This is a genomic window from Croceicoccus sp. BE223 (assembly GCF_031457155.1).
Taxonomy (GTDB): domain Bacteria; phylum Pseudomonadota; class Alphaproteobacteria; order Sphingomonadales; family Sphingomonadaceae; genus Croceicoccus.
In genome coordinates, this window is sequence record NZ_JAVDWB010000001.1 from 427,085 (window position 1) to 450,921 (window position 23,837).

Below are 23,837 nucleotides of genomic sequence, written 5' to 3' on the forward strand. Positions count from 1 at the left end.
GCCCTTTTTCGTGGGCGATGCCCGTCTGGCCGCCGCGATTCGCCATGCGGCGCGCCAGCGTGCCTGCCTGTCGCGATAAAAAACATACATGATTGACTTGAATTGGACTCGGTGTAGCCTGTCTCGCCATGCAAGGCCGCGCATCAACGCGCTGCCTCGAAAAAGGCTGGCCTTCCGCGCTTCCGGCACTGGCTCCTTCCGGCAGGGCGGCGGCGCGGCCGCGTGACGGAGAGAGACTATGCGCGTCGAACTTGCACCCCAGCCCCACAATGCGCTGCCCAACATCGCGGAACAGTACGCCCCCGATCTGGTCAACGCGGCCAATGCCTTTGCCATGGCTCCCTATCGGTTTTCCACCCTTCCGCTCCGCCTGTTCGAGGCGTGCCGCATCGCGACCGCGGTGATCAACGGCTGCATCGTCTGCAAGAACTGGCGTTCGCAGCGCGACCTTCCGCTGCTCGGCGTCAACGAACAGCAGCTCGACAAGAGCGAGATCCCGGACGAGGCGATGTACCAGGCCGTGCTGTCGGGCGACCTATCCTCGCTCAGCCCGAAGGAGCGTGTCGCGGTGCAGTATTCGCAGCGTATGGGCAACGACCCGCACGGCCTTGCCGAGGACGAGGCCTTCTGGGCCGAGCTCAAGTCGCATCTGACCGACAACGAGATCGTCGAGCTGACCTATTCGACCGCCGCGTGGATGGGCATGGGCCGCGTCGCCCACGTGCTGGGCGCGGACCTTGCGTGCAGCGTCGGGGGGCCGCTGGCCGAAGCGGCCTGATCCGACCGAGCCGCGGCCATTCGATCGGCCTCGCGCGTTTCGGCGTGCGGGGCCGATTGCGTTTGCGGGGCAAATCGGTGATGTTGCGAGGATAGTCTAGGGTCGCGGAAAAACAGGGTCGCGCCGCCCGGTGACGGGCCATGCCGGGGGGCATGGGCATGGTTTGGATATTCCGCTTGTTCGCCGCCTTCTACCTGGGCGTGCTCGGCTATTACCTGGCCGAAGCGATGGGCTGGGTGGGGCAAGGCGGCGAAGGCGTCGCGAAATCGGTGCTGCACTATATCGGCCTGCCCTGGACCCTGCTGTTCGGCAGCGGGGAATCCTGGGTCAAGGTCCTGGTCGAACTCCTGTCGCCGGCGATCAATCTCGGCATCGTGTGGGTTCTGGCAGACATCATCCAGGGGCGTGACGACTAGACCGCGTCCTGCGCGGGGGCACCGGCGCGAACGGTCCGGGACCAGCGCCTTTCCCCTTTCCTGCGCGCGCGGGTCGCGCTAGGGACGCGGGCTCAGTCGCAACAGAAACCGGATCCTGCCCTCTCCATGCTTCTCGCCAACACCAAACGCATCCTGCTGAAGCTTTCGGGCGAGGTGCTGATGGGCGACCAGCAGTTCGGCATCGACACGGACTTCGTGTCGAAACTGGCCGAAGAGGTGAAGGCGGCGAAGGAGACGGGTCTCGAGATCTGCCTCGTCATCGGCGGCGGCAACATCTTTCGCGGCATGGCCGGCGCGGCCAAGGGCATGGACCGGGCGCAGGCCGACTACATGGGCATGCTGGCGACGGTGATGAACGCGCTCGCGATGCAGTCTGCGCTGGAAAAGATCGGTGTCGAAACGCGGGTGCAGTCGGCGGTGCAGATGGACCAAGTCTGCGAACCGGTCATCCGCCGCCGCGCCGAACGCCACCTCGAAAAGGGGCGGGTCGTGATTTTTGCCGCCGGTGTCGGCGCGCCCTATTTCACGACGGATTCGGGCGCCGCGCTGCGCGCCGCCGAGATGCGCTGCGACGCCCTGTTCAAGGGGACCAGCGTCGACGGGGTTTATAGCGCCGATCCCAAGAAGGACGCGACCGCGACGCGGTTCGAGACGATCGATTACGACACGGTGCTCGCCGAAAACCTCAAGGTGATGGACGCCAGCGCCGTCGCCTTGTGCCGTGACAACGACATACCCATCGTGGTCTTTTCCATCCGGGAGCGTGGCAATCTCGCCCGCGTCCTGGCCGGCGAAGGCACGCAGACTATCGTGCGGGCCTCTGCCCGCTGAACAAATGATTTGCGGGCCTCTGCCCGCTGAATTGAACGGTGCGGGCCCCGGTCTGCCGCCGAAGACAGAGAGGACCAGTCCATGGCCAAGTACGACAAGGCCGATATCGAGCGCCGGATGAACGGCGCGGTTGAATCGCTGAAGAGCGACCTTTCGGGCCTGCGCACCGGCCGCGCCAACACCTCGCTGCTCGATCCGGTGGTGGTGGAAGTCTACGGAGCGATGATGCCGCTCAACCAGGTCGCCACCGTCTCGGCCCCCGAACCGCGCATGCTGTCGGTGCAGGTGTGGGACAAGAAGAACGTCAACGCGGTGGAAAAGGGCATCGCCTACGCCAATCTCGGCCTCAACCCGATGGTCGACGGCCAGACCCTGCGCCTGCCGCTGCCCGACCTCACGGCGGAGCGGCGCAAGGAACTGGCCAAGCTCGCCGGCAAGTATTCCGAAGCGGCCAAGATCGCGATCCGCAACGTGCGCCGCGACGGCATGGAAGCGCTGAAGGAAGACGAGAAAAAGAAGGAAATCTCCGAGGACGAGCGCAAGCGGGCCGAGGATGACGTCCAGAAGCTGACCGACCGTTTCGTCGCCGAGGCCGACAAGGCCGCCGAGGCGAAGGAAAAGGAAATTCTCAGCCAGTGAACCCAAAGCGCGTCTTTGGCGCCGCGCCGCAAGAGGCGCAGCCGGGCGCGAAGGGGCGTGGCGGGGTTCCTCGCCACGTCGCCATCATCATGGACGGCAACGGCCGCTGGGCGAAGAAGCGCCTGCTGCCGCGCGCGATGGGGCACAAGAAGGGCGTCGAAGCCGTCCGCAACCTCGTCCGCTCGCTGCGCGGCACGGGGATCGAGGCGCTGACGCTCTACGCTTTCAGCACCGAGAACTGGGGGCGCCCGGCCGACGAGATCGCCGACCTGACCGCGCTGATGAAGCACTTCATCCGCAGCGATCTCGACGAGATCGCCGAGGCCGGGGTGCGGCTCAACATCATCGGCGATCATTCGGCCTTCGACGAAGAGGCGGTCGCCCTGATCGAGGGCGCGATCGCGCGCACCGCCGACAACCGCGAAGTCGTGCTGACGATTGCCCTCAACTACGGTTCGCAAGCCGAGATCGTGCGCGCTGCCCGCGCGGCGGCGGCCGAGGGGGAGGTGACCGAGGAGGCGATCGCCCGCCACCTCGATACCGCCGACCTGCCGCCGCTCGACTTGCTGATCCGCACCAGCGGCGAGCTGCGGCTGTCGAATTTTCTCCTCTGGCAGGCGGCCTACGCTGAGCTCTATTTCACCGACGTATTGTGGCCCGATTTCAAGCCGGAGCATCTGCGGCAGGCGATCGAGCATTTTTCGGGGCGGGAGCGTCGCTATGGCGGACGCTGAGCTGTCCGGCCCTGTCGAGCCGGGTCATGTCCGCCCCGAAGGTCCGCGCAGGACCGATCTCGGCGTGCGGGTCGTTTCCGCGATCGTCATGGTGGCGGTGGCGGCGTTGTGCCTGTGGCTGGGCGGCTGGCTTCTCGACCTGCTCATCGTGCTCGTCGCCGGCACCGCCTATTTCGAATGGCAGCGCATCGTGCGGCGGATGGCGGCGGAATCGGGCATGGGCGGGGGCAAGGTGCTGGCCTGGATGCTGGCCGGCGCGCTTTACATGGGCGTCGCGGCCTGGCTGATGGTGCGGATGGATTCGCAGCTGGTCGTCTTCGCGATCCTGGTCACCGCCTTCATTGATACCTTCGCCTATTTTGCAGGCCGCACCATCGGCGGGCCGAAGATCGCGCCCGCGATCAGTCCGTCGAAGACCTGGGCCGGGCTGGGCGGCGGCGTGGTCGGCGCGGCGCTGGCGCTGGTGCTGTTCATGGTGCTTTCGCATGCCTGGACGCTGGGCATGCGGGACGGGCAGACGAGCGCGGCGGACACCTGGTTTGTCGTCATGGGCGGGCCGACGCTGATCGTCTCGGCGCTGGCCGCGGGCGCGGTCCTCGCGGTTCTGGCGCAGGCGGGCGATTTCTTCGAAAGCTGGATGAAGCGGCGGGCGAAGCTGAAGGACAGCTCGCAGCTGATCCCCGGCCATGGCGGCGTGTTCGACCGGATCGATGGCCTGCTGCCGGTCTCGATCCTGATCGGGCTGCTCGCCCTTGTGGCGCAGTGAGGGCGTGATGCGCACCATTTCCGTCCTTGGCGCGACCGGCTCCATCGGCACTTCGACGCTGGATCTCGTCCGCCGCCACCGCGACGAGTGGCGCGTCGCGGCGCTAACCGCGCATGGCAATGCCCGCGAACTGGCGCGGCTGGCGCGCGAGTTCGGGGCCGAAGTGGCGGTCGTCGGCGACGAGGCGTGCCTGCCGGATTTGCGCGAGGCCTTGTCGGGCAGCGGGATCGAGGCAGCGGGCGGCGCGCAGGCGCTGGTCGAGGCGGCGGCGCGCGGCGCCGACGTGACCGTGGCCGCGATCGTCGGCTGCGCGGGGCTTGCGCCCACGATGGCCGCGATCGAGCAGGGCGGCACGATCGCGCTCGCCAACAAGGAAGCGCTCGTTTCCGCGGGCGAGGTCATGACCGCCGCCGTCGCGAAACACGGCGCGACGCTGCTGCCGGTCGATTCCGAACACAACGCGATCTTTCAGTGCCTGCACGGGCAGGACATGGCCGACGTACGGTGGATCACCCTGACAGCCAGCGGCGGACCGTTCCGCGATGCCAGCCGCGCGGAGATCGAGGCGGCAACCCCGTCGCAGGCGGTCGCCCATCCCAACTGGTCGATGGGCGCGAAGATCAGCGTCGATTCGGCGACGATGATGAACAAGGGGCTGGAGTTCATCGAGGCCTTTCACCTGTTCCCGGTCGGGCTCGACAGGTTGCGCATCATCGTCCACCCGCAATCGGTGGTGCATTCCATGGTCGAATACCGCGACGGCTCAACCCTGGCGCAGCTTGGTCCTAGCGACATGCGCGTGCCGATCGCGAGCGCGCTGGCCTGGCCGCGCCGGATGGACACGCCGTGCGAACCGCTGGACCTGGCGAAGATCGGCACACTCACCTTCCGCGCGCCGGACGAGGAGCTGTTTCCCGCCACCCGCGTCGCGCGGGAATGTGCGCAGGCGGGCGGGGCGGCACCGGCGGTGCTCAACGCCGCGAACGAAGTGGCCGTTGCCGCGTTCCTTGCCGGCAAGATTGGGTTCACCCGGATCGTGCCACAGTGCGAGGATGTGCTGGCCCGCGGCATCCCGCCCGTGCCTGCCACGCTCGAGGACGTGATCGCCGCCGACGCCGAAGCGCGCCGCCGCGCGACCGAACGGCTCGAGCGGGCCTGAAGGACGTTTCGCGACCGCCATGTTCGAAAACCCCGGCATCCTCACCGCCATCATCGGCTTCATCATCGTGCTGGCGCCGCTGGTCGTCGTGCACGAACTGGGCCATTATCTCGTCGGCCGCTGGTTCGGGGTAAAGGCGGAGGCGTTTTCGGTCGGCTTCGGCAAGGAGCTGATCGGCTTCACCGACAAGCGGGGGACGCGCTGGAAGCTCTCTGCCCTGCCGCTGGGCGGCTACGTCCAGTTCGCGGGCGACATGAACCCCGCCAGCCAGCCGACCGACGAATGGCTCTCCCTGCCCGAGAAGGGGCGCGCGCAGACCTTCCAGGCCAAGAGCCTTGGCGCCAGGGCCGCGATCGTCGCCGCGGGGCCGGTCACCAACCTGCTAGTCGCCATCCTCATCATCGCCGGCTTCGTCATGGCCTTCGGCAAGGTCGTCGCCGATCCGGTGATCAGCGAGATCCTCGTCGAATCCCCCGCTGCCCGCGCCGGGCTCGAACTGGGCGACCGGGTCGTTTCCGTCGACGGGCAGAGGATCGACAGCTTCGAGGACTTGCGCGAACATGTCATCCCCTATCCGGGCGAGACGATCCGCATCGCCTGGGAACGCGACGGCCAGCCGATGCAGGCCGACGTGACGCTGCAAACCCATGTGGAGCGGGACCGCTTCGGCAACGAATTCCGGATGGGCCGGATCGGCATATCCACCGACCGGGTCCGCATCGACGAGGTCGGGCCGCTGGAAGCCGTGGCCGAAGGCACGCGCCAGACGGTGGCGATCATGAAGATGTCGGCGGTGGGGCTGTGGCAGATCGTCACCGGCCGCCGGTCGGTCGAGGAACTGGGCGGGCCGGTCAAGATCGCCAAGTATTCGGGCGAGCAGCTGGTGCAGGGCTGGTACGCCTACATCGGCTTCGTCGCCATGATCTCAATTAACTTGGCATTCATTAACCTCCTGCCAATCCCGGTCCTCGACGGCGGACACCTCGCGTTCTACGCGATCGAGGCGATCCGCCGGCGGCCGGTATCGGCGCGGGGGAAGGACATGGCCTTTCGCACCGGGCTGGCACTCGTTCTGGGCCTGATGGTATTCGTGACGTTTCTGGACATCGCATCCCTCGACATCTTCGGTAGCTGAGGGCGCTGGCCCGTGCCTGGGGTTGCGCCGCAGGCCCGGCCCGCACCGGGTGCCAATCGCGGATAATCGACGGGTTCGCCTTGATACCGGAGCGTCCATCGGGCAGAGGGCACGACACGCTTGGGGCGGTCCTTTCGGGGCCGCGGGGCGGGACTATTTGCCGGGCCGGCGCGGGCGCGCGGGGCCTGAAGTACGGGAAGGCACGTTGATGGCCGCAAAGGCATTGGGATCGCACCGCTTCACGGGCCGCAAGGCGGGTCTGTTCGGCGCCCTTCTTGCGGGCACCGCACTGGTCCCTGCACCGGTGCTGGCGCAGGACGTGGTCGCGGTCGACGACAGTGCGCCGGCGGTGCCGGAGCAGACCGTGATCCGCCAGATCGCCGTCGCCGGCGCGCAGCGGCTCGAACCGCAGACGATCCTGTCGTACATCAAGATGCGTCCGGGCGACCTCTACACCGCCGCCGCCGCCGACGCCGCGCTCAAGGAGCTTTACGCGACCGAGCTGTTCGCAGACGTCAAGATCCGCGAACAGGGCGGCAACGTCGTGATCCAGGTGACGGAGAACCCGATCATCAACCGCATCATTCTTGAGGGCAACAAGAAGCTCAAGGACGACAAGATCCTTCCCGAGATCAAGCTGGCCCCGCGCCAGATCTACACCCGGTCGAAGGTGCGCGCCGACGTCAACCGCATCATCGAGCTGTACAAGCGGCAGGGCCGCTTCGCCGCGACGGTGGAGCCCAAGTCGGTCACGCTCGACCAGAACCGCGTCGACATCGTGTTCGAGATCAAGGAGGGGCCCAAGTCCAAGGTCCGTCAGATCAACATCATCGGCAACGACAATTTCTCCGACGGCGACCTTCGCGGCGAGATGCTGACCAAGCAGACCAGCACCTTCTCGTTCCTCAAGGGCGGCACGAGCTACGACCCCGACAAGCTGGCCTTCGACCAGCAGAAGCTGCGCCAGTTCTACCTGACGCAGGGCTACGCCGATTTCCGCGTCGTGTCCGCCGTGGCCGAGCTGACGCCGGACAAGAAGGACTTCATCATCACGTACGTGGTGGAGGAAGGTGAACGCTACAAGTTCGGCGACGTGAAGGTCGATTCCGAGATTCGCGACTTCGATTCCGAGCGCCTGACCAAGAGCCTCGTGATGAAGCAGGGCGACTGGTACAACGCCGAGCAGGTCGAGAATACGATCGAGGGCCTGTCCGAAACCATCGGCGCCTTCGGCTACGCCTTCGCCGAGGTCGAGCCGCAGTATTCGCGCAACAAGGAAGACCTGACGATGGGCGTCACCTTTCGCATCGCGAACGCGCCGCGCGTCTATGTCGAATCGATCGACATCAACGGCAACACCCTGACCCAGGACAAGGTGATCCGCCGCGAATTCCGCCTGACCGAGGGCGACGCCTTCAACTCGCTGCAGGTAAAACGGTCGACCAACCGCATCAAGTCGCTGGGCTACTTCCAGGAAAACTTCGAGGTCGAGCAGCAGCAGGGCGCGACGCCCGATCGCGTCAAGCTGGTCGCCAACGTCGAGGAGAAGGCCACCGGCGAACTGCAGCTCTCGGCCGGCTTCTCCAGCCTCGAAAGCTTCATCCTGCAAGGGTCGATCCAGCAGCGCAACTTCCGCGGCCGTGGCCAGACGATCGGCCTGTCGCTGAACTATTCGCGCTATTCGAAGGCGGCGCAGGTCAGCTTTACCGAACCTTACATGTTCGATTCGAACATCTCGTTCGGCGCGGACGTTTACCGCCGCGATTACAACAGCTTCAACTACTTCAACCGCAACCGCAACAACACCTACGAGAACACGACGACCGGTTTCTCGCTCCGCGCAGGAACGCCGCTCAGCGAGTACATGACGGTCATCGGCCGCTACACTCTGAACTTTGAGGACGTGTCGCTGGGCAACCAGTATTTCCGCGACACCGACGGCAACGGCACGCTCGAATGTGATCCGCTGGTCGCGGGTCGCTACCTGTGCGACGCGCTTGGCAAGCGGACCAGCTCGATCGTCGGCGGCAGCCTTATCTACGACACGCTGAACAACCGCATCCGTCCCAGCAAGGGCGAGCGCGCGTTGCTTAATCTCGACTTCGCGGGGCTTGGCGGCGACGTGCACTACGCCCGCGTCCGCGCCAACGCCGCCAAGTACTTCGAGATCATGGACGGCTTCGTCTTCTCGCTCGCGGCGGAGGGCGGCTACATCAAGGCGCTGAAGGATCGCGGCATCGCCGGAACCGACGACGTTCGCCTGACCGACCGCTTCTTCCTCGGCGAGCCGGAAATGCGCGGCTTCGACATCCGCGGCATCGGCCCGCGCGTGGTTCGCACCCGCCTGACGCAGGACGAGGACGGCAACTTCACGGTCGCCTCGAAGGACAACCAGACCGACGACGCGCTCGGCGGCCGGATGTATTACAAGGGCCGCGCCGAACTGGAGATCCCGCTCGGTTCGGGGGCACGCGAAATGGGCCTTCGCCCCTCGATCTTCGCCGATGTCGGCGCAGTCTGGGGTCTGAAGAACCCGACCGTCACGTCCATCCTGACGCCGGTCTACCTGCAGACGGTCGGCGCCGACGGCCAGCCGCTCGAAACGCCGGTCTACACCGACCAGGCGCTCGCCCCCGACGGCAAGACGAGTAATACTCTATACATCTCGCCTTTTACAGAAGAGTTCCTCGGAGACAGCCCCAAGCCGCGCGTCGCGGTGGGTGTGGGCGTCAGCTGGAACTCGCCGTTCGGCCCGCTCCGGCTCGATTTCTCCAAGGTCCTGCTGAAGGAGGAAGGGGATGATCCCAAGTCCTTCAGCTTCAACGTAGGAACGCAATTCTGATGAAGACCACCCACAAGCTCCTTGCCGCCGCGCTGGTCGCCGCCACCCCGGTGGCGCTGCCCGTCGTCGCGTCGGCGCAGGTCGCCCCCGGTATCGGCGTCGCCAATCCCGATGCGATCGTCGCCAATTCCGCCGCCTTCAAGGCCGCCGAACAGCAGCGTCCGGTCACTTACAAGGCGCAGATCGACGCTGCCGAAGCGCGCGGCAAGGCGCTGCAGGCGCAGATCGATCCGCTGATCAAGAAGTACCAGGCCGATGCCGCCGCCGCCTCGCCGAACCAGGCCTCGCTGGCGCAGCAGGCGCAGGCCATCCAGCGCATCCAGCAGTCGGGCGAGGCCGAGCTGAACCGGATGATGCAGCCGGTCGCGCTGTCGCGCGCCTACGTGCTCGAACAGATCAGCGAGAAGCTGCCGGCGGCGATGGATGCCGCGCAGAAGAAGCGCAAGATCACGCTGGTGCTCAATCCGGGCGCGATCGTTGCGGCGGACCAGGCCTACAACATCAACCAGGACGTACTGAACGAGCTCAACCGGCTGATCCCGTCGGCGCAGCTTGTGCCGCCGGCCAACTGGAAGCCCGCGGCGCAGCGCGAGGCGGAAGCGGCCCAGGCCGCCCAGCCGGGCAACGCGGCGGCGACTGGCGGTCGCTGATCGCGACAGTCTGACGAACAGGGGGCTGATTCGATGAACGAGACGGGTTTCGACCTGCCAACGATCCTTGAACTCCTGCCGCATCGCTATCCGATGCTGCTGGTCGACAGGGTGGTCTCGCTGGATCCCGAAAAGGAAATCCACGCGGTCAAGGCCGTCTCGTTCAACGAGGATTTCTTCCAGGGCCACTTCCCCGGCCGCCCCATCATGCCGGGCGTGCTGCAGGTGGAGGCGCTCGCGCAGGCCGCGGGCCTGCTCGCGATCAAGGCGCTGGGCCTCGAGGGATCGGGCAAGCTGGTCTACTTCCTCGCCATCGACAACGCGAAGTTCCGCGCGCCGGTGACGCCGGGCCACCTGCTCGACCTCAAGGTCAGCTTCGTTCACAAGCGGGCGCGGATCTGCAAGTTCGCGGGCACCGCCTCGATCGACGGCAACGTCACCTGCGAGGCGGAATTCACCGCGATGATCGAGAAGTAGGGGCGAGCGCCCGCTCGCAGCCACGCCCCGCTTGCATTCGGAACGCGTCGCGGCTATGCGCGCGCCTTTCACGAACAACCCCCGTGCCGCCGGTCGGAACCGGCGCATCGAACGGAGACTACCGCCATGAAGGCCGATACCCACCCCGACTACCACATGATCAAGGTGCAGATGACCGACGGCACCGTGTTCGAGACGCGCTCCACCTGGGGCAGCGAAGGCGACACGCTGGCGCTCGAAATCGATCCCACCAGCCACCCGGCCTGGACCGGCGGCAACCGCGTGGTCAACGAGGGTGGCCGCGTCGCGCGCTTCAACCAGCGTTTCGGCGGGCTCAAGCTCAAGAAGTAAGCCTTTTTCGGCTTTTTCACGAACGGGGCGGTCCTGCGGGGCCGCCCTTTTCGTTTGCGCGCGCCGCGCCGGCCCTGCCATTGGGGAACCAACAGGCCGGGCGAACCGTCTCGCCTTCGATTTTTTGGACGAAAGGATCAGCCTTGCCCTCCGGTCTTGTTGCGCTGCTCGACGACATCTCTCTCATTGCCAAGGCCGCGGCCGCCAGTGCCGACGATGTCGCCGCGGGCGCCGCCAAGGCCGGATCGAAGGCCGCCGGCGTGGTGATCGACGACGCTGCGGTCACGCCGTCCTACGTCACCGGCTTCACGCCGCAGCGCGAACTGCCCATCATCTGGAAGATCGCGAAGGGAAGTCTTCGCAACAAGCTGTTGATCCTGCTTCCCGCCGCGCTGCTCCTCAGCGAGTTCCTGCCTTGGGCAATCACGCCCATCCTGATGCTGGGCGGGCTTTTCCTCTGTTACGAAGGCGCGGAAAAGGTGCTGGAGAAACTGGGCGGAGACAAGCACGGCAAAACTCTCGAGGACGAGATCACCGACGTTGCCGAGTTCGAGAAGCAGCGCGTGTCGGGCGCGATCCGCACCGACCTGATCCTGTCGGCGGAAATCATGGCGATTTCGCTGAGCGAAGTGGCCGACGCTTCGCTCGCCACTCGCGCGATGGCGCTGGCGGCGGTCGGCCTCGCGATCACCGTGCTCGTCTACGGTGTCGTCGCCTTGATCGTGAAGATGGATGACATCGGCATGCACATGTGCAAGCGGACCCCACCGGCGTCGCGGGCCATCGGCGCGTTCCTGCTCCGCCTCATGCCGCGCCTGCTGGCCGTTCTTTCGGTAGTGGGTACGGCGGCGATGCTCTGGGTCGGCGGAGGCATCGTCCTCCACGGTCTGGAAGAACTCGGCTTCCACGGGCCGGCCGATGTCGTCCACGCGGTGCAGCACGCGGTGGAGGTCGCGACGGGCGCGCTGGCGGGCGTGCTGGGATGGCTGACTTATGCGGTGATCTCGGCGCTCGTCGGCATGGTGCTCGGCGCGATCATCGCTCTTGGCCTGCACAAGGGCTTGAAACTGCTGGGCAAGGGCGCGCACTGATCGTCGCAGTCCCATCCTGTGGGGGACGCAGGCATCATGGCCATTGACGTGGCCGCATAAAAAACAATCATGACTGACTTAGCGGGCTGACCGGACTCGCGTCCGGGCTGCCGACGCGAGTGGGCGGAGGCCCAAACGCATGGGGCCGGCGGGCGTTGGGCCCGACACAGGGAGCCGATGGTGGCAACGAGTGCGAAGCGCAAGACGAACGGCGATCAGGGGCCGACGCGCCAGTCCATCAAGAGCGCCCAGACGCGCGCCCGGCTGATCGACGCCACGATCCGGTGCCTCGTCAAGGTCGGCTTTGCGCGCACGACCACTCCGCTCGTCGCGGCGGAGGCGGGACTGTCGCGCGGTGCCATGCTGCATCATTTCGAAAACAGCGCGACGCTGATCCAGGCGACGATCATGGAACTCCACGAACGGCGGCTGAGGGCGTTTCGCCGTTCGTCCGAAACCAGCCGACATGACCCGACGACGATGATCGACGCCTACTGGAAGCAGTTGCAGAAGCCGGCCTTCGCCGCGTTCCAGGAACTGGCCATGGCGGCGCGCACGCACGACGATCTCGCGGCAATCATGAAGCCGCTGCAGATCGAATTTCGCGAACGCTTCAATTCGGAGGCGATCGCCCTTTACCCCGAATGGCATTCGGCCCCCGATGATTTTGCAAGGGCCATGGCCCTGTCGCAGACCCTGATGGAGGGGATGGCGAGCGCGCTGATGACTGGCGCGCTCGACGAGGCGATGGTGCCGGGACTGCTCAAGATGCTGGAAGAGAAGATCCGCGAGATGCGCCCGGACGCGAAGCGGGCGGCTGTCGGCGGTTGACGCCACCGTCAGCGGTGGTCTTTGAGGCCGAATAAAAAGGCAGACATGCATGTCTTTTTTTCCGGTGTAAGGCTTGCTAAGGCGGTTGTACGGAAGACGAAAGCCGGATTGGGAGAAGACCTGTGAGCGGACGCGGCAAGGGGCCTCTGGCCGGGGTCAGGGTGCTCGACCTGACGAGCGTGCTGATGGGGCCTTATGCGACCCAGATCTTCGCCGACCTGGGCGCGGAGGTGATCAAGGTCGAAAGCCCGCAGGGCGATACCACCCGCTTCATTCCGCCGGGCCCGGACCATTCGCGCGGCGCGATGTTCCTCAACGTCAATCGCGGCAAGCGTTCGATCGTCATGGATCTGAAGCAGCCGGCCGCGCGCGAAGCCTTGCTGCGGCTGGCGAAGGATGCGGACGTGTTCATCCATTCGATGCGCTCGGCTGCGATCGGGCGGCTGGGGCTCGATTACGCGGCGCTTGCGGCGGCCAACCCGCGCATCGTCTATGCCAACCTCTACGGTTTTTCGCGCAACGGTCCCTATCGCGACTATCCCGCCTACGACGACATCGTTCAGGCCGCTTCGGGCATTGTCGATCTTCAGGCCAAGCTGTCGGGTGGCCAGCCGACTTACGCGGCGACCGTCATCGCCGACAAGGTCGCGGGCCTGACCGGCGCCTATTCGGTCATCGCCGCGCTCTACGCCCGTGAAAAGACGGGCCGCGGGCAGGAGATCGAGGTCCCGATGTTCGAGACACTGGTCTCCTTCGCCATGGTCGAGCACTTGTGCGGCTCGCTCTTCGTGCCGCCGCAGGGCCCGCCCGAGTATCCGCGCGCCACGTCGGAAGCGCGCCGCCCGTACAAGACCAGCGACGGGCAGATCGGGGTGATGATCTACAACGACCGGCACTGGCAGAACTTCTTCGACGCGCTGGGCAATCCCGAATGGTCGCGCGATCCGATGTTCGAGAACATGCGTTCCCGGTCGCAGAACATCGGCACCGTGCTGGCCAAGGTCGCCGAGGTGATGGAAACCCGCACGACCGCCGAGTGGGTCGAACTGTTCCGCAAGGCGCAGATCCCGGCGACGCCGATCGCGACGTTGACCGACCTGCTGCACGATCCGCACCTGGAGGAGATCGGCTTCTGGGACCAGCGCGAAACCGCGATGGGCACGATCCGCTTCCCCGGCATCCCGACGGCCTTTTCCGATACGCCGGGCGCGATCGGCGATCCGGGCCCGGCACTGGCGGGCGACAGCGTGGCGGTGCTGCGCGATGCCGGCTTCGCCGAAGACGAGATCCGCACCCTGCTCGACACCGGGGCGGTGCAGCAGGACGAGGGCGTCGAAGGTTGAGCGGACCCGAAGCACAGTGGCGCGCGGCGCTGGCCGAAGGGCGCTTGCTGATTCAGCGCACCGCGGACGGTAAGGCTGTCTTCCCGCCGCGCGTGATGGCGCCGGGCGAGGGCGGTGCGCTCGAATGGGTCGAGGCGTCTGGCGGCGGGACGGTCCATTCGTTTTCGTGGATACAGCAGCGCCCGCCCGAACCGACCTTCAACGTCGCCGTCGTCGAACTGGACGAAGGCGCGCGGCTGATGAGCCGTGTCGTCGGCGTCGTCGAGGGCGAGCTGGCCATCGGGCAAAGGGTCGCGGCCTTCATCGACACCGACGGTGCCGAACCGCTGGTCCTTTTCCGAAGGGAGGACGCGGCATGAGCGATGCCTTTCCCCGCGGGCGCAGCGCCATTGCCGGGCTGGCCACGTACGGCGTCGGCGAGACGCCGGGCCAGACCTCGATGGAGATGACCGCAAGAGCGGGCCTGCTGGCGCTGGCCGACGCGGGGCTGGGGCTGGGCGATGTCGATGCGCTCTACATCTGCCAGCCGGACGATTTCTTCGCCGGGCTGTCATTTGCTGAATATCTCGGCATCCGCCCGCGCTACACCGACAACAACCGCACCGGCGGTTCGGCCTTCATGAGCCACGTCGCCAGTGCCGCGCTGGCGCTGGACGCGGGCTATATCGATTGCGCGCTGATCGCCTACGGGTCGAACCAGCGGTCGAGAGGGGGCAAGCTGGCGACCAAGATCACCAGCAACCAGTGGGACGCCCCCTACCGTCCCATCTTTCCGGTGACCAGCTATGCGCTGGCGGCGCAGCGGCACATGCACCTTTACGGCACCACCCGCGAACACCTCGCTCATGTCGCGCTGTCGGCGCGGGCCTGGGCCGTGACCAATCCGGAGGCCTTCGCCCGCGCTCCGCTGACGCTGGAAGAATGCCTGTCGGCGCGGATGATCTCCACCCCGATCAGCCGGGCCGACTGCTGCCTCGTCACCGACGGTGCCGCTGCCATCGTCATGACGCGGACCGACCGCGCCCGCAATCTTGCCAGGCCGCCGGTCCCGGTGCTGGGCGCGGCGGCGGCGGCATGGTGGAATTCCATCGTCCAGGCCGAGGACATGACCGTGACCGGCGCGCAGGAATCCGGCGCGCGGGCGATGGCGATGGCGGGCGTCACCCATGCCGACATCGCCACCGTGCAGCTCTACGATGCCTTCACCATCAACACGATCCTGTTCCTCGAAGACCTGGGCTTCTGCGCCAAGGGCGAGGGCGGGCCTTTCGTGGCGAGCGGCGCGATCGCGCCGGGTGGCAGCCTGCCGGTCAATACCAACGGCGGCGGCCTGTCATACTGCCACCCCGGCATGTACGGCCTTTTCGCCATCATCGAGGCGGCGCGGCAGATCCGGGGCGAGGCGGCGAACCCGTTGGGCGGTGTCGATGTCGCGCTGGCCCACGGCAACGGCGGCACCCTGTCGAGCCAGGCGACCGTGATCCTCGGCAGCGCGGCGACGCTGTGACCGGGGCGGCGTTACTCGGTCGCGGCAATCCACTCCTCGATCATCGGGCGAATCGCCTCGCCGACCAGTTCCAGCACCGGACCGCCGTCCTTCGAAAGATAGGCCATCTGGCCGTGGCGGTGCTTCGGCGAGGCGCCGGCCATGATCAGGGTCCAGCCATCGGCCACCAGCGCCTCGACCGCGTCGCCGACATCGGGCACCCAGGCGCCGACGTGGTCGTGCGATACCGCGCGCAAAACATCGTAGGCGCCGGGCGCCAGAACCTCGATCAGCTCGAAGTGGATCGGGCCTTGCCGCGAATAGGTGACGGCGATCTGCGCCTCGCTCCATTCGCCGTCACCGCCCGTTCCTTCGGGCAGCCAGACCCGGATCGGCTCGAAGCGGCGCACCGGCGCCCAGCGAACGCCGAGGTCACGCTCCATGGCGGCCATGGCGACGGCAAGGTCGTCGACGATGCGACCGTGGTGATAGAGGCTGGCAAAGGCTTTCACGACAAGGTCTCCGACGGGATGGGATGGGGAGTGGCAGGATGAGCGGGCTGGCGATCGAGACTCACGGAGCCATCCGCGTGCTGCGGATCGACAGGCCCGAGAAGGGCAACTCGCTCGACGCGGCGACCTCCTACGCGATGGACGCCGCGATCACCGCGGCAGAAGCCGATCCCGCCATCGGCGCGATGATCGTGACCGGCACCGGGGACCGGATCTTCTGCGCCGGCATGGACCTTAAGGAGGCGGCGGAACGCGGTGCAGGGCACGGCCTTGTCCCCGGGCGCGGTTTCGGCGGGATTACCGAGCGCAAGCGGATGAAGCCGCTGGTCGCCGCGATCAACGGCACGGCGGTCGCCGGCGGGTTCGAGATCATGATGGCCTGCGACATGGTCTTTGCCGCGGACCATGCCCTGATGGGCGTGAGCGAGGTCAAGCGCGGCCTTTTCGCCTTTGCCGGCGGGGTGCAGCGGCTGGCCCGGCAGCTGCCGCGCGCGACGGCGCTGGCGCTGATCATGACTGGCGAACTGGTGCCTGCGCAGCGCATGTACGAACTGGGCGTGATCACCGAGGTCGTGCCCGGCGAGCGGCTGATGGGACGGACGCTGGATGTCGTTTCCCGGATGCTGGACAACAGCTGGGCCGCGATCAACAACGGGCGCGAGCTTTACGAGATGTCGACCGGGATGAGCATCGAGCAGGCCCTTGCCGTCGGCAATGCCTGGGGCAAAGCAACGCTCGACAGCGCCGACAGCCGCGAGGGCGTGGCCGCCTATGCCGAAAAGCGCGACGCGGGGTTCGACAACGGCTGACATCAGCGGCTGCGAAGCCCGTCGATACCGATGGCGATGGCATGGTCGCAGATGCGCCGCACCGACAATCGCCGCGCCGGGCTGACCCAGTCGTGCAGCGAATTGAGAAACCCCAGCAGGCACAGCGCCGCGACCTTGGGATCGAGGTCCGCGCGCAACGACCCTTCGGCCTGCCCCCGCGCGATCAGCCCCTCGACGGCAAGGCGATAGGCGCGTTCGGCGGCGACGAACTCCTGCGCGCGGGCCGGGGCGAGGTGGCGATGCGCCTCGAGGAAGCTCGCGGTGAAGACCGTCTCGGTGCAGACGTAGCGGGCATGCGCGCCGACCAGCGCCTCCAGCCGCTCGATCGCCGGGCCATCGCCCGCCGCGATCGCGGAGAGCGACTTCACCCCCCGCTCGTGCGCTTCCCGCAGGACATGGACGAGCAGGTCGCTCTTGGCGTTGATGTAGTGGTAGAGGCTGCCCTTCAGCATGCCCATCCGTTCCGCGACATCGCGCAGCGACGTGCCCTCGTATCCCTTCTCGGCGAAGAGTTCGGCCGCGGCGGTCACCAGTTCGGGCCAGCGATCGGGCCCGCCGCGCCGGGGGCTCGGCGAAGCGCTGGGCGCGGCAAGGGCGGCACTGGCTGGCATGGCGAACTCTCCGACTTTCGACCAAACGCGCGTTTGGCCCGAAACCTAACCATATCGCCAGCAAAAAAACAATCATTGTTGACTGTTTGCCGATCGCGCGCGTAGCATCGGCGCAAGCGACAGGGCCGAATCGAAGAGCAATCCTGTCGATTTCGCGAGAAGCCATGCCGCCGCCCCGTCGCGAGCGGCCCCGCACAGGAGAGAACCTCGATGCTCGACCAGGTACTGGACCAGCGTCCCGAGAACGATTTCGCCCGGATGGAGTACGAGGGTTCGCGCAAGGGACCGCCGGAGGGCTTTCCCAAGCTGCCCGACATCCCCGGCAGCCGCTATACCGATGCCGAGTTCCTGCAGCTCGAAAAGGAGATGATGTGGGACCGGGCCTGGCTTTATGCCGGGCACATCGACCAGCTGCCCGAAAAGGGTTCGTGGTTCCTGTGGCGCAATGCGGGCGTGCCGATCATCGTCGTGCGCACCCTGAACGACGAGTTCAAGGCCTTCTACAACACCTGCCAGCACCGCGGTGCGCCGCTGGTCACCGAAGAGAGCGGCACCGACCGCGGCTTCGTCTGCGGCTATCACGGATGGAGCTACACGCTCGACGGCAAGTTGACGGCGGTGCGCGACAAGCGCGATTTCGTCGATCTCGACTTCTCGTGCCGCAGCCTGGTGCAGGTTCGCTGCGAATTGCTCGGCTCGCTGATCTTCGTGAACAAGGATGTCGAGGCGCAGCCGCTGATGGAGCACATCGGCCCGATGGCGGCGCAGCTCGAACAGTTCGATCTCGCCAACCTGCGCCTAGTTGACAGCCGGGAATACGAAGTCGACTGCAACGTCAAGGTGCTCCTTGACGCGTTCCTGGAGGTCTATCACCTGAAGTCGATCCACGTCGACACGGTCGACCGTTTCCTCGATCACCGGTCGATGATCGTGACGCTCTGGCCCAACGGGCACAGCCGGATGGCGACCCCGAACCGGCGGCCGGACTGGGTCGATCCCGGTACCGTCGGCATGCCGGAGATCGAGACGATCACCGAGTTTCCGGCGAAGAACAACGTCAGCTACCAGATCTATCCCAACTTCGTGATGCCGCCGGCGCCGACCGGGATCCCGATCCTGCAGTTCTGGCCGCTGGGCCCGCGCCGGGCGCGCGTGGTGTCGAGCTGGCTGGCCCCCAAGCACGATCCCGAAAATCCCCACCCGCTGTGGCCGACCCGCCTCGGCAACTGGGAGCGGATCCTTTACGAGGACCTGCAATATGCCCCGCAGATCCAGGCGTCGCTGGAAAGCCCCGGCTTCAAGGGCATGCCGCTGAATTACCAGGAGCGCCGCATCTACCACTGGCACGAGGAACTGGACCGCCGCATCGGCCTCAACCGTGTTCCCGAACACGCCCGCGTGGAGCAGGTGCTGAAGGACTGGGTGCAGCACGACTGACGGCCCCGCCGGGCCAGGCGACAAGAATAATACCGGAGAAGGAGAGGCAATGGGTCACCTGGACGGAAAGGTCGCCGTCGTCGTCGGCGCGGCCAATCGCGACAACATGGCGCAGGTCATCGCGCGGCGGCTGGCGGCAGACGGGGCGAAAGTCGTCGTCGCCGGGCGCAAGGCGGAGGAGCTGGAGCGGCTTGCCGACGAGATCGGCGGGCTCGCGGTGCCAGGTACCGACCTGACCAGCGAGGAAGCCCTGGCCAGGCTGGCCGACGCGGCGGTCGACCGGTTCGGCGGCGTCGACATCGCGGTGAACGCGACCGGCTGGGGCCTGTTGAAGCCCTTTCTCAAGACCACGAAGGAAGAGATCGAGAAGATCGCGGCGCTGCAGTTCACCGGCGCGATCCTGTTCTACCAGGCGATGCTGCGGGTGATGCGCGACGGCGGATCGCTGATCCAGATCTCGTCCGCCACCGCCTCTATCATGCTGGAAGACCACGCCGCCTACATGGGCACCAAGGCCGGGGCCGATCACGTCATCCGCTGCATCGCCAACGAGTTTGGCCATCGCGGCATTCGCGCCAATTCGGTCGCGCCGGGCTTCACCGTCACCCCGATGACCGAGGATGCCGCGCAGAACCCGGCCATCGTCGAGACTTTCCGCAAGGAATACCCGCTGGGCCGGGTCGGCACGAGCGAGGACATCGCCGAGGCGGTATCGTGGCTGGCCAGCGACGCCTGTTTCATGAGCGGGCAGGTCCTGCAGGTGAACGGCGGGCTGACGCTGCGCCGCAATCCCACCAACCGCGAGATCATCAGCGCGGTGAAGGCGGCCCGCGCGCAGGAAGGCGCGGCATGATCCGCGGGGTCCATCACCTCGCGATCTCGACGCCCGACCTCGAACGCTTTGTCGATCACTACCAGCGCTGGTTCGGCTTCGAACGCGTCGGCGGCGGCGGCTGGGAGGTCGGCAACGATCGCATCGACACGATGGTCGGGCTGAAGGACAGCACCGCGACATACGCCTTCATCCGGCTCGGCAACCTGCACATCGAGGTGTTCGAATACGCCAGCAACGATCCGGTCGAGGTGCGCCCGCGCATGTGCGACCGGGGGATCACCCACCTGTGCCTCTATTGCGACGACGTCGTCGCGGAATACGAGCGGCTCTCGGCGCTCGGCATGCATTTCCACGGCCCGCCGGGCGAGGGGACGCTGCGCGCGACTTATGGCCGCGATTGCGACGGCAACGTCGTCGAACTGCTGCAGATCGCGGGGCCGGAGTGCACTTTCCAGTTCCATGACCTCGCCGTCGCCTGAGCGGGTGCCGCCACGCGGCGAGGATGGCCCGCGCGGGCAGGCCAACCCGTTTCCTGACGATCCCCTTGTCGAGCGAGAGGCGCTCTATGCCTTTCGCGAGACCGGCGCCGACCGGTTCCGGGTCGATCCGATCGAGACCGGCCTGCTGCGCCAGTACGGCGGAGCGATCACCTCGCAATGCTTCGCCGCGGCCTGCGCGACGGTGGGCACCGACAAGGTGGCTCACAGCCTCCACGCCTATTTCGCCCGGCCCGGACGGATCGACCAGCCAAACGACTTCGCCGTCAGCCGTGAAACCGACGGGCGCTCCTTCGCGACGCGGCTGGTTCGCATGACGCAGGGGCCGGAGTTGCTGATGAACGGCATGGTGTCGTTCAAGGCGCCCGAGGACGCGCCCCGCGCCCAGATCGCGATGCCCGACGTTCCCGCGCCCGAAACCCTCGTGCCGCTCGTCGAAACGATCGACGCGATGAAGGCGGACCTTCCAACGCGCCACCACGCATACTGGACCCGGCGGCAGCAAATCGATTGGCGCCCCGTCGAGCCCTTCACCTTCTTCGACGGCCCGCCCCGACCTGCGCGCCGGCATTTCTGGTTCCGCTTCGACGGGCCGGTGGGCACCGGGCGCGACGGCGACACCCTCGCGGTGCACCAGCGGCTGCTGGTCTATGCCTCCGACCTCCACATCTTCCAGACCGGTCTCGGCCCGCTGGGGCAGGGCTGGGCGAGCGATTACATGCAGATGTCGAGCCTTGACCACGCGGTCTGGTTCCACGAGGCCTTCCGGGTCGACGACTGGCTGCTCTATGCGCTGCACGGCCCGGCGGCGGGCAATGCCATGGCGCTGGGCCAAGGCCATGTCTTCCGCCGCGACGGCACGCTGGTCGCCACCGTCACGCAGCAGGGACTGGCACGGGTGCTGAGCGAAAAGAGAGAGGGCAAGCTGTGAGCGAGGACAAGTGGCAGGCGCGCGAACCGTACCGCACGTTCGAAGATCTGCTCGTCGGCGAGTTCCGGACATCCAGCCCGCGCACCGTCACGCAGGAGGAGATCCTCGCCTTCGCGCGGCAATACGATCCGCAATGGTTTCACACCGACCCTGACGCCGCCACCGAATCCGTGTTCGGTGAAGTCGTTGCCAGCGGCATCCACGTACTCGCGATGTGGCGGCAGATGGATCACGAAATCAACTGGGACATCGACTGGGTCTGCGGCGTGGGCTGGGACGAGCTGCGCCTGAAACGCGCCGTTCGCGCCGGCGACACCATTCATGTCACCAGCGAGATCGTCAGCCTCGAGCCTTCCAGGACCCGCACCGATCGCGGCACGGCAATGACACGCTACAAGGTGCTGCTGGACGACGGGACGGAGTGCGTCACCTTCACCAGCATCAACCTTGTCTATACGCGGGAAGGACGCGCGCGGGCCAGGGGGACGGCCCGCCGGTAGCGCCTAAAGGTCGTCGGCCGTCTTCTGGCCGGGGCCGTAGATGTAATCGTCGAGCACCTTGTGGAAGTGCCGGATCCGCAGTTCCTGGTCGCCGATCCACAGGCCGGGGAAGAAGTCCGACTTCATGCCGGTCTGCACTGTCGGCAGGTTGAAAGCGTCCTGGTCGAGCACCTGGCCGATCGTCTTGTCGCCGTGCCTGAAGCGCTTGTGCTTAACGCGTTCGGGCCATTCCTCGCCTTCGGGGACCAGCTCGAACATCCAGATGTCGTAATACATCTTGTTCGGGTCGGTCGCGTGCGGGCGCTGGCGAAACAGCATGATGTCGTCGGCATGGACGTTGACCGACACGTTCGGAAAGATCGTGTAGTGATAGTCGTCGGTCAGCTGTTCGTCGTTGAGCTCGGAATAGTCCTTGCCCTGCGCCGCGCCGTGCTTGCGCTTGAACAGCTGAACGTCGCGGCGGATGTCGCTGGTGCGTCCTTCGTATTCGGCCGGGTCCATGCCGGCGTTGACCATGATCTCGTAAATCGCGGGCGGAATCTGGCTGGGCAGCTGGACTCGCGGGCTGATCGCGGCGAACGGGATGAGGTAGCGGTTGTGCTTGCCGTAGCAGTCGATCTGCACGTTGACGTCGTCGAGATACCACTTCAGCTGCGGATGGATGCCCTGCACATGGTAGGTCTCGGAAAAGGCGTCGACCGACGTCTTCCAGTTGCAGTCCCACTCCACCGTGATGTCGCGGGTCCAGGCCATGCGTTCGGGGTGATAGGGTTCCAAGTGCTGCTTCAGCGGATCGATGAAGTCGTCGAACGGCTCGACATCCGGGTTCAGCGAATACCAGACGAAGCTGTTCCATTCGGTGCAGGGCAGGGCGGTCAGCGCCATGCCGTCGGGTCCGCCCTGCAGGAAGGTGCACAGGTCCGGGATATGGTCCAGCTTGCCGTCGAGGCCGTAGGTCCAGTGGTGGTACATGCAGCGGAACTGTTCGGCATTGCCGCGTCCCTCGGGGCGGAGCCGGTTGCCGCGGTGCAGGCACACGTTGGGAAAGGCGCGGATCGACCCGTCGGCCTGGCGCACGATGAGCACCGATTCCTTGCCGATGTCGGTGCAGATGTAGTCGCCCGGCTCCTTCAGGTCGTCCGACCGTCCGCCCAGAAGCCAGGTCTTGGTCCAGACCCGGTCCCATTCGAGCTGCATGAATTCGGGCGAGTAGTAGCGCGCCGCCGGAATGATTGCGGTGCCCAGCTCCGGATCGGGCGCGCGTTCGACCGGGGTGCCGTTGCCGGTGGTCGCGGGATCGACGCGCCAGGCATCGACATCGCGGACGATGTCCATGTTGGCCCGGTCCCAACCCATGACGTGCTCTTTCATCAGAAGTGCGTCCGGTTGGTGTAGCCCCCGTCGACGACGAGGTGCGAACCGTTGCACCAGCTGGCCGCGTCGCTGGCGAGGAAGACGATGGCGCGGGCCACTTCCTCGGGCTTGCCGAGCCGGCCGGTCGGCTGCTGGCGAAGCTGGGCGTTGTAGAACTTCTCCATCGTGCCCTTGATCATGTCCCAGTTGCCGCCCTCGAACTCGATCGGGCCGGGGGACACGACGTTGACCCGCACGTTGTGCTTGCCGTGGTGCAGCGCGAGCTGCTTGCCGTAAGTGACGATGGAAGCCTTGAGCGCGTTGTAGGCCTGCGGGCCGCCCATCGCTTCCAGGACCGAGGTCGTGCCGATCAGCACCACCGAGCCGCGGCCCTGTTCCTCCATCTTCGGCATGACCGCCTCGATCGCGCGGACCGCGCCCATGAGGTCGACCTCGAAGGCGTTGTGCCAGTATTTCTCGCTGCCCATGCCGCCGCCCGCCGAGGTGAACGGGATCATGATGTCGACACCGTCGAGCTCGTCGATGGCCCACTCGAACCAGGCCTTGTACTCGTCGGCCTTCTTGGCATTGACGGGCTTGCCGACCACCTTGGTGCCGTACTTCGACAGTTCGGCGACCGCGTCTTTCACGCTGTCCTCGCTCCGCGCGGTGAGCGCGATGTCGCAGCCTTCGCGGGCGAGGATCTCGGCCACCGAATAGCCGATGCCGCGCGCCGCGCCGACGAGAATGGCTTTCTTGCCCTGAAGTCCGAGATCCATGC

At 66.4% G+C, this 23,837-nt stretch carries 27 protein-coding genes; 23 read left to right on the forward strand and 4 right to left on the reverse strand.

Annotation, left to right across the window (positions count from 1 at the left end):
- Positions 1 to 238 precede the first annotated feature (238 nt).
- From J2X37_RS02110 to J2X37_RS02190, 17 genes are all read left to right on the forward strand, one after another.
- Positions 239 to 778, forward strand: coding sequence for a carboxymuconolactone decarboxylase family protein (locus tag J2X37_RS02110; RefSeq protein ID WP_310017197.1), 540 nt, complete (start codon positions 239 to 241; stop codon positions 776 to 778).
- A gap of 158 nt (positions 779 to 936) precedes the next feature.
- A complete protein-coding gene (locus J2X37_RS02115; RefSeq protein ID WP_310017199.1) occupies positions 937 to 1,194 on the forward strand; it encodes a hypothetical protein in 258 nt (85 codons plus the stop codon).
- A 126-nt stretch (positions 1,195 to 1,320) separates the two neighbouring features.
- Complete coding sequence (gene pyrH, locus J2X37_RS02120; RefSeq protein ID WP_310017201.1) at positions 1,321 to 2,046, forward strand: UMP kinase; 726 nt, start codon at positions 1,321 to 1,323, stop codon at positions 2,044 to 2,046.
- Between the two features lie 81 nt (positions 2,047 to 2,127).
- On the forward strand, positions 2,128 to 2,685 hold the full coding sequence (gene frr / locus J2X37_RS02125) for a ribosome recycling factor (protein WP_310017203.1): 558 nt from the start codon (positions 2,128 to 2,130) through the stop codon (positions 2,683 to 2,685).
- 89 nt (positions 2,686 to 2,774) lie between these two features.
- Entirely contained in the window at positions 2,775 to 3,419 is a 645-nt protein-coding gene (gene uppS / locus J2X37_RS02130; RefSeq protein ID WP_310018049.1) for a polyprenyl diphosphate synthase, read from the forward strand.
- Positions 3,406 to 4,185 carry a phosphatidate cytidylyltransferase gene (locus J2X37_RS02135; protein WP_310017205.1) on the forward strand — a complete coding sequence of 260 codons (780 nt, stop codon included), beginning with the start codon at positions 3,406 to 3,408 and terminating at the stop codon, positions 4,183 to 4,185. Before uppS ends, J2X37_RS02135 begins: the two co-directional genes overlap by 14 nt.
- 7 nt (positions 4,186 to 4,192) lie before the next feature.
- Positions 4,193 to 5,344 (forward strand): 1-deoxy-D-xylulose-5-phosphate reductoisomerase, encoded by a 1,152-nt coding sequence (locus tag J2X37_RS02140; RefSeq protein ID WP_310017207.1) that lies wholly within the window; start codon positions 4,193 to 4,195, stop codon positions 5,342 to 5,344.
- 19 nt (positions 5,345 to 5,363) lie between these two features.
- Entirely contained in the window at positions 5,364 to 6,479 is a 1,116-nt protein-coding gene (gene rseP / locus J2X37_RS02145) for an RIP metalloprotease RseP (RefSeq protein WP_310017210.1), read from the forward strand.
- Positions 6,480 to 6,687: 208 nt separating this feature from the next.
- Positions 6,688 to 9,321 (forward strand): outer membrane protein assembly factor BamA, encoded by a 2,634-nt coding sequence (gene bamA / locus J2X37_RS02150; protein WP_310017213.1) that lies wholly within the window; start codon positions 6,688 to 6,690, stop codon positions 9,319 to 9,321.
- Positions 9,321 to 9,971, forward strand: coding sequence for an OmpH family outer membrane protein (locus J2X37_RS02155; protein ID WP_310017215.1), 651 nt, complete (start codon positions 9,321 to 9,323; stop codon positions 9,969 to 9,971). Before bamA ends, J2X37_RS02155 begins: the two co-directional genes overlap by 1 nt.
- Before the next feature lie 33 nt (positions 9,972 to 10,004).
- Positions 10,005 to 10,448: a 3-hydroxyacyl-ACP dehydratase FabZ gene (gene fabZ, locus J2X37_RS02160; RefSeq protein ID WP_310017217.1), complete on the forward strand. Its 444-nt coding sequence runs from the start codon at positions 10,005 to 10,007 to the stop codon at positions 10,446 to 10,448.
- Between the two features lie 126 nt (positions 10,449 to 10,574).
- Complete coding sequence (rpmE, locus tag J2X37_RS02165) at positions 10,575 to 10,799, forward strand: 50S ribosomal protein L31 (protein ID WP_066555484.1); 225 nt, start codon at positions 10,575 to 10,577, stop codon at positions 10,797 to 10,799.
- Positions 10,800 to 10,942: 143 nt separating this feature from the next.
- Positions 10,943 to 11,890: a DUF808 domain-containing protein gene (locus tag J2X37_RS02170; protein ID WP_310017219.1), complete on the forward strand. Its 948-nt coding sequence runs from the start codon at positions 10,943 to 10,945 to the stop codon at positions 11,888 to 11,890.
- Positions 11,891 to 12,067: 177 nt separating this feature from the next.
- Entirely contained in the window at positions 12,068 to 12,721 is a 654-nt protein-coding gene (locus J2X37_RS02175; protein ID WP_404979586.1) for a TetR/AcrR family transcriptional regulator, read from the forward strand.
- A gap of 122 nt (positions 12,722 to 12,843) precedes the next feature.
- Positions 12,844 to 14,064, forward strand: coding sequence for a CoA transferase (locus J2X37_RS02180; RefSeq protein ID WP_310017226.1), 1,221 nt, complete (start codon positions 12,844 to 12,846; stop codon positions 14,062 to 14,064).
- Complete coding sequence (locus J2X37_RS02185; RefSeq protein ID WP_310017228.1) at positions 14,061 to 14,423, forward strand: OB-fold domain-containing protein; 363 nt, start codon at positions 14,061 to 14,063, stop codon at positions 14,421 to 14,423. Before J2X37_RS02180 ends, J2X37_RS02185 begins: the two co-directional genes overlap by 4 nt.
- The gene (locus J2X37_RS02190) at positions 14,420 to 15,571 is read left to right on the forward strand and encodes an acetyl-CoA acetyltransferase (protein ID WP_310017231.1); all 1,152 of its coding nucleotides are present in this window, start codon (positions 14,420 to 14,422) and stop codon (positions 15,569 to 15,571) included. Before J2X37_RS02185 ends, J2X37_RS02190 begins: the two co-directional genes overlap by 4 nt.
- A gap of 11 nt (positions 15,572 to 15,582) precedes the next feature.
- On the opposite strand, the gene J2X37_RS02195 is transcribed toward J2X37_RS02190, so the two are convergent.
- Positions 15,583 to 16,062, reverse strand: a complete 480-nt coding sequence (locus J2X37_RS02195) for a VOC family protein (RefSeq protein WP_310017233.1) — start codon at positions 16,060 to 16,062, stop codon at positions 15,583 to 15,585.
- A gap of 38 nt (positions 16,063 to 16,100) precedes the next feature.
- Between J2X37_RS02195 and J2X37_RS02200 the strand changes: the two genes are divergently transcribed.
- The gene (locus J2X37_RS02200; RefSeq protein ID WP_310017235.1) at positions 16,101 to 16,871 is read left to right on the forward strand and encodes an enoyl-CoA hydratase-related protein; all 771 of its coding nucleotides are present in this window, start codon (positions 16,101 to 16,103) and stop codon (positions 16,869 to 16,871) included.
- Between the two features lie 2 nt (positions 16,872 to 16,873).
- On the opposite strand, the gene J2X37_RS02205 is transcribed toward J2X37_RS02200, so the two are convergent.
- Positions 16,874 to 17,503, reverse strand: coding sequence for a TetR/AcrR family transcriptional regulator (locus tag J2X37_RS02205; protein WP_310017237.1), 630 nt, complete (start codon positions 17,501 to 17,503; stop codon positions 16,874 to 16,876).
- 210 nt (positions 17,504 to 17,713) lie between these two features.
- Here J2X37_RS02205 and J2X37_RS02210 point away from each other — a divergent pair, with 210 nt between their 5' ends.
- The 5 genes from J2X37_RS02210 to J2X37_RS02230 are packed head-to-tail and all read left to right on the forward strand — an operon-like array spanning position 17,714 to position 21,703.
- Entirely contained in the window at positions 17,714 to 18,940 is a 1,227-nt protein-coding gene (locus J2X37_RS02210; RefSeq protein ID WP_310017239.1) for an aromatic ring-hydroxylating dioxygenase subunit alpha, read from the forward strand.
- A 49-nt stretch (positions 18,941 to 18,989) separates the two neighbouring features.
- Positions 18,990 to 19,793: an SDR family oxidoreductase gene (locus tag J2X37_RS02215; RefSeq protein ID WP_310017241.1), complete on the forward strand. Its 804-nt coding sequence runs from the start codon at positions 18,990 to 18,992 to the stop codon at positions 19,791 to 19,793.
- Positions 19,790 to 20,254: a VOC family protein gene (locus J2X37_RS02220; RefSeq protein ID WP_310017243.1), complete on the forward strand. Its 465-nt coding sequence runs from the start codon at positions 19,790 to 19,792 to the stop codon at positions 20,252 to 20,254. Before J2X37_RS02215 ends, J2X37_RS02220 begins: the two co-directional genes overlap by 4 nt.
- Positions 20,235 to 21,203, forward strand: coding sequence for an acyl-CoA thioesterase domain-containing protein (locus tag J2X37_RS02225; RefSeq protein WP_310017245.1), 969 nt, complete (start codon positions 20,235 to 20,237; stop codon positions 21,201 to 21,203). Before J2X37_RS02220 ends, J2X37_RS02225 begins: the two co-directional genes overlap by 20 nt.
- Complete coding sequence (locus J2X37_RS02230) at positions 21,200 to 21,703, forward strand: MaoC/PaaZ C-terminal domain-containing protein (RefSeq protein WP_310017248.1); 504 nt, start codon at positions 21,200 to 21,202, stop codon at positions 21,701 to 21,703. The genes J2X37_RS02225 and J2X37_RS02230 overlap by 4 nt, the downstream gene beginning before the upstream one ends.
- 3 nt (positions 21,704 to 21,706) lie before the next feature.
- Here J2X37_RS02230 and J2X37_RS02235 read toward each other — a convergent pair whose 3' ends face one another.
- Together J2X37_RS02235 and J2X37_RS02240 are read right to left on the reverse strand one after the other, a co-directional pair.
- Entirely contained in the window at positions 21,707 to 23,074 is a 1,368-nt protein-coding gene (locus J2X37_RS02235) for an aromatic ring-hydroxylating dioxygenase subunit alpha (RefSeq protein ID WP_310017251.1), read from the reverse strand.
- Positions 23,074 to 23,835 (reverse strand): SDR family oxidoreductase, encoded by a 762-nt coding sequence (locus J2X37_RS02240; RefSeq protein ID WP_310017253.1) that lies wholly within the window; start codon positions 23,833 to 23,835, stop codon positions 23,074 to 23,076. Before J2X37_RS02240 ends, J2X37_RS02235 begins: the two co-directional genes overlap by 1 nt.
- Positions 23,836 to 23,837: the final 2 nt, after the last annotated feature.